Raw genomic sequence first — 15,424 nt, 5'->3', positions numbered from 1 at the left:
CCCGGGAAGAGCCGCGATGCTGCCGAATCCATTAATTTCACTTAAGAGATCGTAGTGGCAGCATAATGGGCCTTCCGGGATCTGCTAAATCGCTACTACTACCACTACTCTTTGAAGATTGTTCCATTATGCTCACCACCTTTTTTCTTTCCATCAAGCAAAAAAACTGCACGCCGATTGAGAGCGTGCAGAAAAAGCATCCCAATCGTTTAGTTTTAGCACTATACGCCTAGAAGCGAGCTTCAGCTGCATTAGCGTAAGCCTTAATGGGCAGACGCAGTTGACTCAATTGGCATCTCTCGATGTTTCTGAGCAGCAGCATTGTTCGTATAGGAGCCTCACCTAACGGAAAGCACCGTATTTGTTGAACCTTGTTTATAATAACGGATTAAAAGTGGGATGTCAATACTAACAGAAAGTGAGCGCGAGCCGGCGCGGTTAGAAGTCGGAGTGTAAGCGGCCTTGGATGTGATGGCCGTACTTTGGCCATTGCGTCCAAGGTCCTTACACGCAGACTTCTGCGCCGGCGAGCGCGTTATGGGCATAAGCTAGAATGTAAGTCGCCTTGGGTTGCCAATTGCGTCCAAGGTCCTTATGTGCAGGTTTCTGGGCTGGCGAGCGCGTTATGAGCGTAAGCTAGAATATAAGTCGCCCGGGTTTGGCCATTGCGACCAAGGTCCTTATGTGCAGGTTTCTGGGCTGGCGAGCGCGTTATGAGCGTAAGCTAGAATGTAAGTTCCCCAGGTTTGGCCATTGCGTCCAAGGCCCTTACACGCAGACTTCTGCGCCTGCGAACGCGTTATGGGCATAAGCTAGAATATAAGTCGCCCGGGTTTGGCCATTGCGCTCAAGGCCCCATTTGCCGGTTTCTGCGCCGTCAAGAGTGTTATGGGCGTAAGCTAGAATGTTAAGCCGTCTTGAGTTGCCCATTGCACTCAAGACCCCTATATACAGGCTTCTGCACTGGCAAACACGTTTTTTCTGCACGCAAGCCACGCAGTAAGAAGGCGAAACAAAAGCTGCTTTATCCCCGCTTACCAACCCTCTAACGTAATAACGCGCTTTTCACATTTTCGCTCCTGTGCTAATCTAGTAGAAGAAATGAACGGAGGTACGGATCGTGTATTTAATGAAGGATATCACCCGTGACGGCGCTAAGGTTTTGCGAGAAAGGGCCAAACCGGTTACTTTTCCGCTTTCCGATGAAGATAAGCAATTGGCGCATGATATGATGGCATACTTGGTTATCAGTCAAGACGAAGAGCAAAACGAGAAATATCATTTGCGTCCGGGTGTTGGCTTGGCAGCGCCGCAAGTTGGTCAAAGTAAAGCAATGGCCGCTGTCTTGGTTCCTGGAGACAACGATGAAATTCTCTTCAAAGAAGTTTTAATTAATCCGCGGATTATTAGTAACAGTGTGCAACATGCCGCATTGGCTGAAGGCGAAGGTTGTCTCTCGGTCGATAAAGATGTTCCGGGTTACGTTGTCCGTGCCGATCGCATTACGATTGCTTACCAAAACGAAGCCGGCGAACACAAAAAAGTCCGACTCAAAAACTATCCGGCAATTGTTTGTCAACATGAAATCGACCACCTCAATGGCGTTTTATTCTATGACCACATTAACAAGGAACATCCCTTCTCGATTGATCCGGAAGCGGTTCTGATCCATTAAATAATGAAGCAGCGAGCCTTATAAAACGACTCGCTGCTTTTTTACTTGTCCGGATTACGATTTTTTATTAACTGCTGTTCTTGAATCCACGCATTTAAACGCTGATATTGGTGAGCAGACAATCTTGTCTGTTGCCACTTTTTCAATTGTGCTTGGGCCGCGATTAACCCTTTTTCGCGAATCACATTCATGAGCGTTTTTTGATAACTGGCCAGACTCACTTCTGCTTCGTGAAAAACGATCACGGGTTGGTTTGATTTGCGTTGATTTTTGCCTAAAGCAGCGCCTAATCCCTGAGCAAAGCTTTTGATTTAACGCATGATTAAGTCCTGATCATCATTCATATCGCGCGAGCTCCTTATCTGCCTATGACGACACCCGATTAACGTCGCGAACATATTCAATGGTTGCCTCGTTAGTAATAAAGGCAACATCAATATGTAATTCGCCTTCGAGTTCAAAAAAATCGGTTAAAACAAACGGTGGCAATGCCGGGTCTGAGCTGGCAATGTCTAACTGCCTGGCTGCTTGGCGCAAAGCTTGCTCAAGTGCCGGCTGGGTGACTTTCCCCAGACTTGACGAAATTTGATATGAAAATGCCATCACCCCATGCCCCCAAATATCGGCGATGGGCTTTGACGTCATCGGCTTGTCAGTTGAGATGCCAAGCTGCTGTAACGCCTCTGCCATCGCCTGATCGGTTAATCGTTGGCTGTGGTAGAGCAGGATCTGAATCGCCTTGTTTCGCCGCCAACGTTTTCTGAATAGCCAAAGAATGGCAAGCACAACAAGCAGTACAACAATCAGAAGCCACACCATGGCATCCACCCCTTTCACGCTGATTCTGCGAACGTGCCTATTCTCATTATACCTAAGTTCAGCAATTAACTCACCATTGCTACTTAAAAGGGCAGCTCCTCGGTACTATAAAACCTGGCAGCCGGGGCCATCCAGCTAAGATCGAGGTATCGACCAAGTACGTTAAACTTTTCTTGCCACAATTACCTGATTCTCCCGCAGGCACGTCTGTGATGCTCGTAAGCTGTTCACGCTCCATTAAATATGCTAAACTATGCCTAGCTGTTGTATTCACAACAAATCGATCGGTCATAAAAGTTTTAGGAGTTGTGGCAGGAAATGGACCACGGCAACGGTGTTATGTTGCCATTTTGCGGTTCAAGCGACGAAACATCGGCCATTCCAGCAAGATCGCCCATGCTTTTTGTGGTTCGTCATCTTGATGGCATGTCCTTTTTTTCGGAAGCTGTTTTGTTGCACTTCCTTTCTTTTTGTACCACGGAAGGAGTCCAAACATGATCTACAAAGTCTTATATCAAAAAGACAAGATCCAAAATCCGCGACGGGAAACCACTCAGACGCTTTACCTCGAGGCGCCATCTGCGGTTGAGGCGCGTGCGCTTGTAGAAGCCAACACGCCTTACAACATTGAATTTATTCAGGAACTTTCTGGAAATTTCCTGGAGTATGAGGAAAAGTCAGCCAATTTCAAGCTGACCACTTTCTAATCATATGAAATTAAATATTAAAAAAAACGAAACCGCCGTCTTTGCTGTCGGCGGTTTAGGTGAAATCGGGAAGAACATGTACGGGGTTCAATTCCAAGATGAGATCATCGTCATTGATGCAGGGATTAAATTCCCCGAAGACGATTTACTTGGGATTGATTATGTTATTTCCGATTACTCTTATTTGGTTCAAAACAAAGATAAGATCAAGGCTTTGGTCATCACCCACGGCCACGAAGATCATATCGGCGGGATTCCCTATTTTCTTCAGCAAGTGCCCAACGTTCCCATCTATGCCGGCCCATTAGCGGCAGCGTTGATTCGCGGCAAACTTGAAGAACATGGGTTATTACGGACCACAAAGTTAACTGAAATCAACGAAGACACGGTTTTGAAGTTTAAAAAGCTAAGTGTCGAATTTTTCCGTACCACCCACAGTATCCCGGATACGCTCGGGATTGCGGTGCATACGCCACAAGGAATTGTCATCCAAACCGGGGACTTCAAGTTTGATTTGACTCCGGTTGGGGATCAGCCATCACCGAATTTCCAAAAAATGTGCCGGTTCGCCGAAGAAGGCGTTTTGGTCTTGATGTCTGACTCGACCAATGCTGAAATTCCGACTTTTACAAAATCAGAGCGGTTCGTCGGCAAATCGATTCGACATATTTTCGATCGCATTGATGGCCGCATCATTTTTGCCACTTTTGCTTCCAACATTTCACGGATCGCTCAAGCGGCCGATGCAGCAATGGCACATGGCCGCAAGATTGCGGTTTTCGGACGGTCTATGGAAACGGCAATGGTGAATGGCCGTGAGTTAGGTTACCTTAATATTCCCGATGACGTCTTAGTGGATGCACATCAACTGAATTCATTGCCAGCCGATAAAGTAATGATTCTATGTACTGGCTCGCAAGGTGAACCGATGGCTGCGTTAAGTCGAATTGCCAACGGAACTCACCGGCAGATCAGTATTCAACCAGGAGATACGGTGATCTTCTCCAGCAACCCGATTCCCGGCAATACGGTCAGCGTCAATCACGTGATCAACCAGTTAAGCGAAGCCGGCGCAGAAGTGATTCACGGCAAGGTCAACAACGTCCACACGTCCGGACATGGTGGTCAAGAAGATCAAAAATTAATGCTTCGTCTGATTAAGCCGAAATTCTTCATGGCTTGCCACGGCGAATACCGGATGCAAAAAATTCACTGCGAACTCGCCCAACAATGCGGGGTTCCAGAGAAAAACTGCTTCATCATGGAAAATGGCGACGTGCTGGCGTTAACCGAAAAAAGTGCGCGAATTGCCGGACACTTCCCTGCTGGTGACGTCTACATTGACGGTAGCGGTGTCGGTGATATCGGTAATGCCGTGATTCGCGATCGCCGCATGTTATCCGAAGAAGGTTTGGTCGTTGTGGTTGCAACGATCAATATGCAAAAACAAGCGGTGCTGGCCGGTCCTGATTTACTCTCTCGCGGCTTTATCTACATGCGTGAATCCGGGGAACTGATCAACCAGGCTCAGCGGCGGGTTTATCGCACTATCAAATCAACTTTTTCAAATAATGAAAAGGTCACCGAAGCTACCTTGAAGGATGCGATTACCAGCAGCTTGCAGGAATTCCTTTTTGATAAAACCGAACGTCATCCGGTTATTCTACCGATGCTGATTCTGCTATAGCAGCCTTCACAATCTCAAATGTTTATTCTCACATCGCACTTGCCATATAAGCTGTGCGGTGTTTTTTTGCAATTTTTAACCTGCCATTTAAACGTTAATCTTTTTGAAAGGCCCCCTGACCGTTACGCCGGCTTTGCCGAAAAGTTAAGTTTACTTCTATTGGCGAACATGCTATTCAAATATGACGGTAATATTGTTTTTCTTGGCTTTTTCGGTATAATTGATTGCGTGTCTAATTAGGAGGAAAGTTGATGGCGGCTGTTTTTTATTATCTCATCTATAACCCGGCGGCAGGTGGCGGAGCAGCAATTCCTATTTTTAAACAGGTTAAAGCCGTCTTAGATCAACGCCAATTGCCTTATGCAATCAAAACCTCCCGCTATCCCGGTCATACCAATATCATCGCGAAGCAAATTGGTAATTTTAATACCCGCGACCATGCTATTTTACTGGTGATCGGCGGCGATGGCACATTAAATCAAGCCATCAACGGTTTAATCGGTACCCGGCAGCACGATCTGCCCGTCGCCTATGTACCGGCCGGATCAGGTAATGATTTTGCTCGCGGTATCGGGATGTCGGAAGATCCAATGCACGCGCTAGAACAGGTACTGCAAGCCACTAAACCGGTTGCAATCGATATTGGCCGTTATCATGAACGTACTCGTGATGAAACCGGTTATTTTGTCAATAATATCGGGATTGGCTTTGATGCAGCGGTTGTCAGTGCAGCCAATCACAGCGATAGTAAACAGCTGCTAAATAAATTTCATCTCGGTAAATTAACTTACTTGTTTCACGTTATTGGGAGTTTGCTAACCCGCCGCCCGTTTCCGGTTGCGGTGTATGAAAAAGGCGTCCGGCATTTTTTTCACCGCGCCTATATTTGCACGACGACAAACATCCCCTATTTTGGCGGTGGTATTCAAATCTATAAGCCGGCCGACCCGACTGATGGGCATCTTGATTTGATCATTGTCGAATGGTTTAATATCGTGTCCTGGGCATTCGCGATGATTCAACTCATGCGTGGCAAGGCTCCAACAAGTCGCGCGGTACATCTTTTTCACGCTAAAAAGTTGACGGTTGAAACCAGTTCACTGGAATTTGGCCAAATGGATGGTGAAGAAATGGGAACACGCCCGTTTGAAATTGATTTTTCGGTGGCCTCCCAACAGTTTTGGATTGACCGTAGTATTTAACCTTTTTAAATAGTTTCCAATTAAAAAAGCCTTCAGACAAAAATCAGTCTGAGGCTTTTTCGCTTTTATCACATAAAACCCATCACGTGCAGGCTTTGACAACAGCATACAAATTTTCGAAATACCGATCAGAAATAGTCTGAAAAATAAGGTTCTTCCATCGGTACCGCATTCTCCAACAACTTGATCGCATGTTTGCTAGCAGATAAACGCTCGATTTGGGCTAAATAGGATGGGCGCCGGTAACTCATTAACATCGTGGTCAAGGTTTGAATATCCGTCGTAATCGCTTCGCCAACAGGTCGGTTCGTAATTTTTACCTGCTGATGCTCATCCCAATAAACGCCAAATGTCCCATTATTCCACGGCGCCAAGGGATCACTTACAACGAAATGAAACGGTTCTGTGGTCTCGGCAGCAAACGGATATTGTGCCAAAAATGCTTTAACGTCCACAATTCGCGCCATATAATACGGCTTGATAGTTTGATAAATATCGCCATCGTCCAGAAGAAAATGTAACGGCTCGTTTTTATAGATATTGCCCTTAACGTGGGTCACCATTGAAAAGTGGGCACTGATAAAATTCCACAAACCCACGCGTGCCTCTTGATTGGTATAAATCATTTCTTTGACGTGAAAAACTTCATCGGCAATCCAGTATAAAACATAGCCTTGAGGTTCGTCGTTGGCATCATAATACACGCCGGCTGTTCGTTCTTCTTCATTTTCCCAACGCCAGTATTCGTCCCAGTTTAGCTGATTGCGAATCATGGCACCGTGATTTTTCATGGCAAAGCGATTGTAAGTTTCAATCACATCAGGATCATCTATCTCCAGCCGTTCAACGTGACCCGGAACCTCGACTTGTTTCGGCAACTGGGTATCCTTCACATCAAACGTCAGATGATCAGACATGATTTCCCAGCCTTTTTTCCGATAAAACGGAATACTATACGGGTACAGATAGGAAATCCATTGCTTATGTTGCCGCATGTGCTCTAAGCCTAACTTCACCAAATCGTGCATTAAGCCATGCCCCGCGTACTCCGGATAGGTGCCGACTCCGGTTAAACCAGCCATCTGATATAAGGTACCGTGAATATTGACGGTGCACGGATAGATTGCCAGCGAACTGACCAGCTCATTTTGATGAAACCATCCCAATACGTCCGACTTTTCCAAAACCGGACGCTTGGCCCGTTCAAGTTCCCCTTCTTCATACCCGGATTGTTCCAGATCTTTTTGCGTGACCTGAAATACATAAGTCAAAAGGTCGTTGAACTGTTCAAGATCCTTAGGCGTCACTGATTTAATTTGCAGTGACTTGCGTATGTTGTCCTCCATAAAGGTTATTTCTCCTTCGTCATAAACATTTGTGGCGTCACACCATTCATCCCAATCATAGGATCAATCCGCTGTGAAGCCACCAATGCAGGGGTTAGCTGATAATTGTTCGATTCGTCAGTACTAATTCCATTATCCAAGTCAGACGGGTTAGTGTCAATTTGTCCGGTATTCTGGCTGACTTCAGTTGCAGGCGTCGGCTTTTCTACGTCCGGCTGAGAAACGGTCATACCAAACGCTTGTTGCAGCCGCTGGACTAAACCCGTATGCCGATTTACCGCAATTTCGCCAACTGCGGTCTCAAATGCAGCGAGCTCGCCCACCAGAATCAAAAACGATTTTGCCCGGGTAATGGCCGTATAAAGTAGGTTCCGGCGCAGCATCCGGCGACTCTGCATGGTTAATGGCAAAATCACCATTGGAAACTCGCTACCTTGCGCTTTGTGAATCGAAGTCGCATAAGCCAAGGTGATTTTGCTGAAGTCGCTGCGTTTATACGTTATTTCATTGCCGTCAAAATCAATCGTCAACTCATCGGTTTTGCTGGCCGCCTCTTTGGCAAGTGTGATCCCGACAATCTGGCCAATTTCGCCATTAAACACATTTTGATTCGGATCGTTGACCAATTGGAGAATTTTATCGCCAATTCGATACTCGGTTTCGCCAAAATGAACGGTTTTTGTCCGAGCGCTGCGTTTCGGGTTCAAAATATCCTGCAACAATGGATTCAACCGATCAATCCCCGCAGTTCCGCGATACATTGGCGCAAGCACCTGAATGTCCGCAATCGAAAACTGTTTAACCGCGGCACGCTGAACCACCTGCCCGACCACTTCCGGAACTTGACTGGGAGAGCACGGCAAAAAGCTCCGATCCACTTGCGGGCGGGTGAAGTCATCCGGCAAGCGCCCGGCATTGACCGCATGCGCCAACGGAATAATCGAACTGTCCGCGTCCTGGCGGTGAATGTGGGTTAACGCTGCGTGAGGTAAAGCCTGGCTGCGTAACAAATCAGCAAAAACCTGTCCCGGTCCGACACTTGGCAGCTGATCTTTATCACCAACCAACACAATTTGCATACCCGGGTGCAGCGCCGTCAATAACGTTCGAAAAAGATACGTGTCGACCATCGACATTTCATCAATAATTAAAAGGCCGTCCGGGAGATCATTAGGCGCAAACTCCTGCGTATCCACGCCCAATCCCAATAGTCGATGAATCGTGCTTGCCGGTAACTGTGTCGTCTCACTGATCCGTTTAGCAGCCCGGCCAGTCGGTGCTGCTAGCATAATCGGGAAAGGATCGTCCGGCGTGTATTCGTGACGATCTAAGGATAAATCATGCAATTGCGCATAAGTGCGGACAATCCCGTCCGTCACCGTTGTCTTTCCGGTTCCGGGGCCGCCGGTTAAAAGAAAAATCGGCGACTGCAAGGCAGTGATAATCGCCTTTTTTTGCACCTCATCATAAGCAATGCCAGTCTCTTCCTGTACGGCGGCCAATGTTTGTTTAATTTCGGCCAGTGCAGGTTGCTTGGCAGCGCTCCCGGCATCCGCCAGTCCTTTTAACTGCCGGGCAATCTGCCATTCGGAATCATAAAGTCGTTTAGGAAAAATGCGCTTACCTTCCGCTACCAGCGCATTGTCCTTGGCTAAAGTGACGATTGCCTGGCCGACTGCTTCGGGGTTCACTGCAACCTGACGCGCTCGCTCCAGTAAATCAAGCGTCTGGGTGACCAACGTTTTTAACTCGACAAAAGTGTCGCCTTCACCGTCTGTCAAACGCTGTAAGGTATCCATAACCGCACCGCCGAGCCGCAGTTGCGAATCCGGGGCAATCGCTAACTTGGCGGCAATCTGATCGGCCCGCGTAAACCCGATACCGTCAATATCATTGATTAACTGATACGGATTTTGCTTAATGACTTCCAGCGCATCATTTTGATATTGCTGATAAATTCGGCCAGCCATGTTACTGGTGAAGCCGTAGTCATTAAGGCCGATGATGACCCGTTCCATTCCCTGGTTCGTCTTCAGATTGGTGACCAGCATCTTCTGCTTGGCCGCCGAAATCCCCAATCCTTTTAAGCTCTCAGGGTCATCCAAAATACGATCAATCGCATCAACTCCGAGCTTGTCAATGATTTTCTCCGCTGTTTTGGGGCCAATTCCCGGAAACTTGTCGGAACTAAGATAATTGATCAATCCCGTTTTATTCGTAGGCCGATCCACATGGTAATTATCCGCTTGAAACTGCTGGCCATATTTCGGATGGTCCACGACATGCCCGGTAAACGTGTACGTCTCATCTTCTTTAATATCCCCGAACGTACCGGTCACCACAATATCCTGCTCCGTCCAGGTAATCGTGGTTGCCGTGATATCAATCAGCAGGATTTTAAAAAAGTTAGTCGGATTCTGAAAGAAAATACTTTTGACCCGGCCAGTAACGCTATCTTCATGCCTGTCCATCATGGCCCCCTTCCTGCAACCGTAAGAAGCGATTGATGTCAGCAACGGTACCGGCTTTTTGATCGTACCCTTTAGGATCAAACTGTTTGGCTGCATCTAAATAGGCACTGCCATCTTTACCCGCAGCACTCAACGCCATGCCGTACGTGAATAAAACTTGCGGTTGCCGCGCTTCCAGCAGCGGCTTCAGAATCTCCGCAGCCGCGTCAAAAGCTTGCTCGCCTAATAACAAATCTGCCGCCAGCAACGCCGCATCTGTTTGCTTCGGTGCCAATTCGTGTGCTGTCAATGCAAAGGCCAGTGCTTTTTTAGGTTGACCGGCTTGCTGATAGCTCAATGCCAGCATGTACGTGGCATCGTTTTTTAACGTATCATCCTGGCGACACTTAGTAAACCAGGCAGCCGCTGCCGGAAAATCCGCCTGCTCATAGGCAAAAAGACCAGCTGTGTACTGTAATTCCAAGTCATCTGGGAAGAGTGCCCGCGCTTTGGCTAATAACTCACCTGCTTGATCCAAGGCCTTCAAACTAATCAGCATCGTTGTCAAAACCGCATAACGCTTAGGATTTTTCGGATCAGCATCAATCGCTTTAACGGCTGCCTGAATCGCCTCTTCGTGTTTTCCTTGATTAAATGCGGTTAAAATATTTGAATCCATAACATCCTCTTCATTCAGTGTGCGATATGATCGCAGTCGCAACCATTAAATCGTGTCGGTTGGCTTCGGTGGCTCGGGAAGAAAACTCGTTTCATTCCAGTTTAGCAACTTAAATGGCAGACTCGGACCATCCGCTTGTAGAATCGTCACACTGCTATTTGTCAGCCCACCATCTTTGCGAATCTCTGCCAATGGTGTACCAAGCAGACTCTGAATAACCGCTGCCAAGGCCGCACCATGGCTGACATATAACAAATTAGCCGTACCGGTCCGATCCATCGCGACGGTAGCCACAATCGCCGGAATGGCCCGATTAATCAACTGTGGAAAAGATTCACCGTGAATTTTACGCGGATCATACGCTGCCGGTTCATGCCGAAATGCATGTAACTCCTGAGGAAAATGCTTAGCGACATCCGTAAATGTCATCCCTTCCATTTTCCCTAAATTGAACTCCCGCAAAGCCGGCATAATCGTCAACGGAATCGGTTCATTTAAGTCTTTAATAAGCGTCTGGGCCGTGACGCGGGCACGTTTGAGCGGACTGACATAAGCATGCGCAAACGAAATGCCACGCAAATAATCAGCCAATGCTTTGATTTGTTCAAAACTCTCCGGCAATAATGGCGAATCACCATTTGCACCTTGATAACGTCCCTGATTATTCCATTCTGTTTTGCCATGGCGCACAAAATATAACTTGGTCACAAGCCGCTCCCCTTTTCACATCTTAACCTTTTCATTATCAGTATTTTCGGACAAAATATCAAGAGCGCGAACAGGGCCGCTTAGAAACCGGAGCATAAGTGGCCTTGGATGTGATGGCAGGGCTTTGGCCATTGCGTTCAAGGTCCTTATGTGCAGGTTTCTGGCCCTGTGAGCGCGTTTCGGAAACAGAGCGCGAACAGGGCCGCTTAGAAACCGGAGCATAAGCGGCCTTGGACGTGATGGCCGGGCTTTGGCCATTGCGTCCAAGGTCCTTATGTGCAGGTTTCTGGCCCTGTGAGCGCGTTTCGGAGAATAAACCCGACCAACCAACCGCGGCGTTATAAAACCCAAAATAACCCCACCCCCAAACAGCCAGACAAAGCAAAACGGCCCCGGAGATAAAGTTTATCTCCGGGACCGATCTTCCTTACATCACATCATGCCAACTTGCTGGCGCACTAAACATACTGCAGCTCACTAGTATGCGCATAGGCTGCATCAATCGTACCGCCGCCTAAACACTCCTCGCCATCATAAAAGACCACTGCCTGACCGGGCGTAATGGCCCGAACCGGTACATCAAAGTCGACAGTCGCCGTTCCGTCATCATGATAGTGAATCGTCACGCCGGTATCACGCTGCCGGTAACGAAACTTAGCTGTCATATGCGTGCCATCAGCCGGAGCCTCGCCGGTGGTCCAATTAAGATTCGATGCACTGAGACTTGTGGCCATCAACGCTGGGTTGTCAAAACCTTGACCAACATACAAGATGTTTTTGTCTAAATCCTTGCCAACCACAAACCAAGGCTCGGAGTTTTGCGAGTTACCGCCGATGCCCAAGCCTTGACGTTGACCGATTGTATAATACATCAGGCCATCGTGTGTGCCTTTCTCAACGCCATCGACCGTCATCATTTTACCAGGCTGGGCAGGCAGATAGGTGCTCAGGAATTGTTTGAAGTTACGCTCACCGATAAAGCAAATCCCGGTTGAGTCCTTCTTCTTGGCAGTTGCCAATCCAGCTGCCTCGGCAATCTTACGCACTTCCGGCTTCTGCAAATGACCGATTGGAAACATCGACTTCTTGAGCTGATCCTGGGAAAGCTGACTTAAGAAGTACGTTTGATCCTTATTACCGTCCGCGCCTCGCAACATATGAACAGCGCCCTGCTCATCGGTTTTAACCTGCGCATAGTGCCCCATTGCAATGTAATCCGCATTTAGCTGCTCGGCATAATCCAAAAATGCCTTGAACTTGATTTCCTTGTTGCACATCACGTCCGGGTTTGGTGTGCGCCCAGCTTTGTACTCATCAAGGAAGTATTGAAAAACGCGATCCCAGTATTCCTTTTCGAAATTAATCGAATAATAAGGAATACCTATCTCACTAGCCACCTTAGCAACATCCTCATAGTCCGTGGTGGCCGTACAAACACCATTTTCATCAGTGTCATCCCAGTTTTTCATGAAGACACCGACAACATCATATCCTTGTTGCTTCAGCAATAATGCCGTGACGCTTGAATCAACGCCGCCGGACATGCCAACAACAACACGGGTGTTGGAATTGTCCAAAACAATCACCATCATTTCATCAGATTCTGGAGATATCCGATTTGAAGGTCGAATTCCAGTAAGTGCTATTATAGCAGGCCAAGAACAGATAGCAAGCGAGCTTCCTGCTAAGTGCGCCAAAGTGCTGCCATTAATCGGGCTGACGCTCCGGTGCTGCATTATATTGCCGCAAAGCCTGTCCGGTGCGCGATTGCTTAGCCTCCATACTAGCTTGCGGCGTGCCAGCATAGAGAATCTTACCGCCATAGATACCAGCATCCGGTCCCATGTCAATGAGCCAATCGGCCTGACTGATGACTTGCAAGTTATGCTCAACAATGATGAGTGAGTTCCCCGCTGCCACCAAATCATCAAACAAATGCAGTAATTTGGTGACGTCTTGTAGATGCAACCCGGCAGTCGGTTCGTCCAATAAGTAAATTTCGCCAGTGCGGTTTAATTCCACCGCAAGCTTCAATCGTTGTTTTTCCCCACCAGATAATGTCGTCAGCGGCTGACCGAGCGTGAGGTAATCAAGGCCAACTCGCGCCATATTTTCTAACGGCTTGGCAATGTCGTGATTCTGCGCAAAAAATGTCTGAGCTGCGGCAATCGGCATGGCTAAAACATCTGCCATGTTTTTGCCTTGAAACGTATATCCAAGTGCCTGATCGTTGTAACGTTTGCCATGGCACTGTTCGCAAACGGAAACAACCGGATCCATGAAGGCCATGTTAGTAATGGTGACCCCTTTGCCTTTGCAGCGTGGACACGCCCCACGGCCATTGTAGCTAAACCAGCTACTGCCAACGTGATTGGCTTGAGCAAATACTTTCCGAATTGGATCAAGGATTTTCAAATAAGTCACGGGTGTCGAACGGATATTAGCGCCAATATCCGCTTGGGCCAGATCAATGTACGGCACCGTTAAATGATCACGTAACGCCGCAACTAACGTACTTTTACCGGAACCTGCCACACCGGAGATAACCGTTTCGATGCCCAGTGGGATGGCCGCATCGACATCTTGAAGGTTGTGGCGGGTAATATGCGGCAAATGGATGGTCGTTTTAGCCGATCGCGGTTGCCGAAATGTCAGTCGCTGTTTAAGCAGACGCCCGGTTAAGGTTTGACTCGTCAACAGCTGCTTATAAGTGCCGGTAAATGTAATGTGGCCGCCAGTTGTGCCAGCACCGGGGCCGACCTCAACAATATAGTCGCCTAATGCAATCAGCGCTGGGTTATGCTCAACGATCAAGATGGTGTTGCCTTTTTCCTTGAGCCGCAGTAGTGCCCGCTTGATTAGCTCGATATCGTGAGGATGTAACCCAACACTTGGTTCATCGAGAATGTAAACCATATCGACCAAAGCACTGGTTAGAAACTTGGCGATTTTGATCCGTTGGGTTTCACCACCGGAAAGCGTCTCGGTGGGTCGATCTAAAGAAAGATAGCCGAGGCCAATATCAATCAGTGCATCAATTTTGCGTAATAATTCCCGGATCACATCCTGAACCAGCAGCACTTGAATGGCTTTCAGAAAATGCCGTACGTTTACCAAGTCCATTTGCAGCACTTGGGCAATATTGGTTTGATTAATCAAACAGGTTAACACTTCCGGACGTAGGCGTGTCCCTTGGCAATCCGGACAAGGCTTACGCGTTACGATTTCTGCCAGTGCGGCCTTATGATGTTCTGCTTCTTTTTTACCAATAATGGATCGTTTAATGCGAGGCACGACACCTTCATATAGCGCTGTTCTTGGCCATTTAGCCGGTGCATGCTTCAGAGTTTGTTGGGGTGCATAAAGCAACAGTTTCATTTCTTCGGGCGTGTAGTCACGTAAGGGTTTGTCATTATCAAACAATCCGCTGTAGGCATAACGCCGCCAACGCCAGGTATCCGGTCCAAAACTGACAAAGGTGATCGCCCCTTGGTTAAGCGATTTATTGGGATCAATCAACTTACTGACGTCAATATCATCCACGTAACCTAAGCCTTGGCAGGTGGGGCACATCCCCTGAGGTAAATTAAACGAAAATGTGTCCGAATAGCCGATGAATGGCTTGCCGGCACGCGAAAACAACAGCCGTAACAGTGAGTAAATACCCGTGTAAGTTGCTAAAGTTGAGCGAGCGTTTTTCCCGATACGTTTTTGCTCCACCACAATGGCAACCGGCAAGTGATCGATCGAACCGACATCAGGCTGGCCATACTTTGGTAAATATTGCTGGGTAAAGCTCGGAAAAGTTTCGTTCAACTCCCGCCGTGACTCCGCAGCAATCGTATCGAACACTAACGATGATTTGCCTGATCCTGACCGCCCCACAAAAACCGTAATGGCATCCTTAGGTATCTTCACATTCACATGTTGTAAATTGTTCTGATTGGCATCATGTACCTCAATAAACCCATGTTCAAACATACAAGCCCTCCTTCATATCAAAATTTCAATGTTTCCAGCTTACCACTTTTGGTCACTTGATTTGGCGGTCACGACATTCGCCTCACTAAAACCACGCATCCGTGATGTGGCTCATGCTTTACCAGTCGTAACGCTTTAATCCGTGATTCATGCAACAAAAAAACACGGTA

Annotated in this window: 12 protein-coding genes and 1 riboswitch; of the genes, 4 read left to right on the top strand and 8 right to left on the bottom strand. The window is 47.6% G+C overall.

All coding sequences use genetic code 11. The features are described 5' to 3' along the window. Positions 1-193: 193 nt before the first annotated feature. Positions 194-357: riboswitch (M-box (ykoK) riboswitch) on the bottom strand. Positions 358-1,120: 763 nt separating this feature from the next. Next, positions 1,121-1,675 (top strand): peptide deformylase, encoded by a 555-nt coding sequence (gene def, locus ACWP87_RS00320; protein WP_005685619.1) that lies wholly within the window; start codon positions 1,121-1,123, stop codon positions 1,673-1,675. Between the two features lie 41 nt (positions 1,676-1,716). Here def and ACWP87_RS00315 read toward each other — a convergent pair whose 3' ends face one another. Together ACWP87_RS00315 and ACWP87_RS00310 are read right to left on the bottom strand one after the other, a co-directional pair. Beyond that, positions 1,717-1,986 carry a hypothetical protein gene (locus ACWP87_RS00315; protein ID WP_223804816.1) on the bottom strand — a complete coding sequence of 90 codons (270 nt, stop codon included), beginning with the start codon at positions 1,984-1,986 and terminating at the stop codon, positions 1,717-1,719. Positions 1,987-2,041: 55 nt separating this feature from the next. Next, positions 2,042-2,494, bottom strand: a complete 453-nt coding sequence (locus ACWP87_RS00310; protein WP_014569603.1) for a hypothetical protein — start codon at positions 2,492-2,494, stop codon at positions 2,042-2,044. Positions 2,495-2,988: 494 nt separating this feature from the next. Between ACWP87_RS00310 and ACWP87_RS00305 the strand changes: the two genes are divergently transcribed. The 3 genes from ACWP87_RS00305 to ACWP87_RS00295 all read left to right on the top strand — a co-directional run bounded on the left by ACWP87_RS00305 (position 2,989) and on the right by ACWP87_RS00295 (position 6,090). Further along, positions 2,989-3,201: a DNA-dependent RNA polymerase subunit epsilon gene (locus tag ACWP87_RS00305; protein WP_005685615.1), complete on the top strand. Its 213-nt coding sequence runs from the start codon at positions 2,989-2,991 to the stop codon at positions 3,199-3,201. 4 nt (positions 3,202-3,205) lie between these two features. Next, positions 3,206-4,888: a ribonuclease J1 gene (rnjA, locus tag ACWP87_RS00300; protein WP_014569602.1), complete on the top strand. Its 1,683-nt coding sequence runs from the start codon at positions 3,206-3,208 to the stop codon at positions 4,886-4,888. A gap of 251 nt (positions 4,889-5,139) precedes the next feature. Continuing rightward, complete coding sequence (locus ACWP87_RS00295; RefSeq protein ID WP_005715741.1) at positions 5,140-6,090, top strand: diacylglycerol/lipid kinase family protein; 951 nt, start codon at positions 5,140-5,142, stop codon at positions 6,088-6,090. Positions 6,091-6,218: 128 nt separating this feature from the next. On the opposite strand, the gene ACWP87_RS00290 is transcribed toward ACWP87_RS00295, so the two are convergent. The 6 genes from ACWP87_RS00290 to ACWP87_RS00265 all read right to left on the bottom strand — a co-directional run bounded on the left by ACWP87_RS00290 (position 6,219) and on the right by ACWP87_RS00265 (position 15,254). Then, a complete protein-coding gene (locus ACWP87_RS00290; RefSeq protein WP_005685609.1) occupies positions 6,219-7,436 on the bottom strand; it encodes a GNAT family N-acetyltransferase in 1,218 nt (405 codons plus the stop codon). A 5-nt stretch (positions 7,437-7,441) separates the two neighbouring features. Then, complete coding sequence (recD2, locus tag ACWP87_RS00285; protein WP_014569600.1) at positions 7,442-9,907, bottom strand: SF1B family DNA helicase RecD2; 2,466 nt, start codon at positions 9,905-9,907, stop codon at positions 7,442-7,444. Next, positions 9,894-10,565, bottom strand: a complete 672-nt coding sequence (locus tag ACWP87_RS00280; protein WP_014569599.1) for a tetratricopeptide repeat protein — start codon at positions 10,563-10,565, stop codon at positions 9,894-9,896. Before ACWP87_RS00280 ends, recD2 begins: the two co-directional genes overlap by 14 nt. A gap of 45 nt (positions 10,566-10,610) precedes the next feature. After that, positions 10,611-11,273 carry a histidine phosphatase family protein gene (locus tag ACWP87_RS00275; RefSeq protein WP_005685606.1) on the bottom strand — a complete coding sequence of 221 codons (663 nt, stop codon included), beginning with the start codon at positions 11,271-11,273 and terminating at the stop codon, positions 10,611-10,613. A gap of 458 nt (positions 11,274-11,731) precedes the next feature. Further along, positions 11,732-12,865: a tRNA 2-thiouridine(34) synthase MnmA gene (gene mnmA / locus ACWP87_RS00270; RefSeq protein WP_014569598.1), complete on the bottom strand. Its 1,134-nt coding sequence runs from the start codon at positions 12,863-12,865 to the stop codon at positions 11,732-11,734. A 115-nt stretch (positions 12,866-12,980) separates the two neighbouring features. Beyond that, on the bottom strand, positions 12,981-15,254 hold the full coding sequence (locus ACWP87_RS00265; RefSeq protein ID WP_014569597.1) for an ATP-binding cassette domain-containing protein: 2,274 nt from the start codon (positions 15,252-15,254) through the stop codon (positions 12,981-12,983). Between the last annotated feature and the right edge of the window lie 170 nt (positions 15,255-15,424).

The organism is Lacticaseibacillus sp. 22, from assembly GCF_055413445.1.
The sequence above is the reverse complement of the archived record's forward strand: the minus strand, read 5'-3'. Positions and strand labels throughout refer to the sequence as shown.

Bases quoted from the DNA above. Each gene is read 5' to 3' on its own strand.
- mnmA (WP_014569598.1), bottom strand. From the start codon at position 12,865: ATGATGGTGATTGTTTTGGACAATTCCAACACCCGTGTTGTTGTTGGC.
- ACWP87_RS00305 (WP_005685615.1), top strand. From the start codon at position 2,989: ATGATCTACAAAGTCTTATATCAAAAAGACAAGATCCAAAATCCGCGA.
- ACWP87_RS00290 (WP_005685609.1), bottom strand. From the start codon at position 7,436: ATGGAGGACAACATACGCAAGTCACTGCAAATTAAATCAGTGACGCCT.
- rnjA (WP_014569602.1), top strand. From the start codon at position 3,206: ATGAAATTAAATATTAAAAAAAACGAAACCGCCGTCTTTGCTGTCGGC.
- ACWP87_RS00280 (WP_014569599.1), bottom strand. From the start codon at position 10,565: ATGGATTCAAATATTTTAACCGCATTTAATCAAGGAAAACACGAAGAG.
- recD2 (WP_014569600.1), bottom strand. From the start codon at position 9,907: ATGGACAGGCATGAAGATAGCGTTACTGGCCGGGTCAAAAGTATTTTC.
- ACWP87_RS00295 (WP_005715741.1), top strand. From the start codon at position 5,140: ATGGCGGCTGTTTTTTATTATCTCATCTATAACCCGGCGGCAGGTGGC.
- ACWP87_RS00310 (WP_014569603.1), bottom strand. From the start codon at position 2,494: ATGGTGTGGCTTCTGATTGTTGTACTGCTTGTTGTGCTTGCCATTCTT.
- ACWP87_RS00265 (WP_014569597.1), bottom strand. From the start codon at position 15,254: ATGTTTGAACATGGGTTTATTGAGGTACATGATGCCAATCAGAACAAT.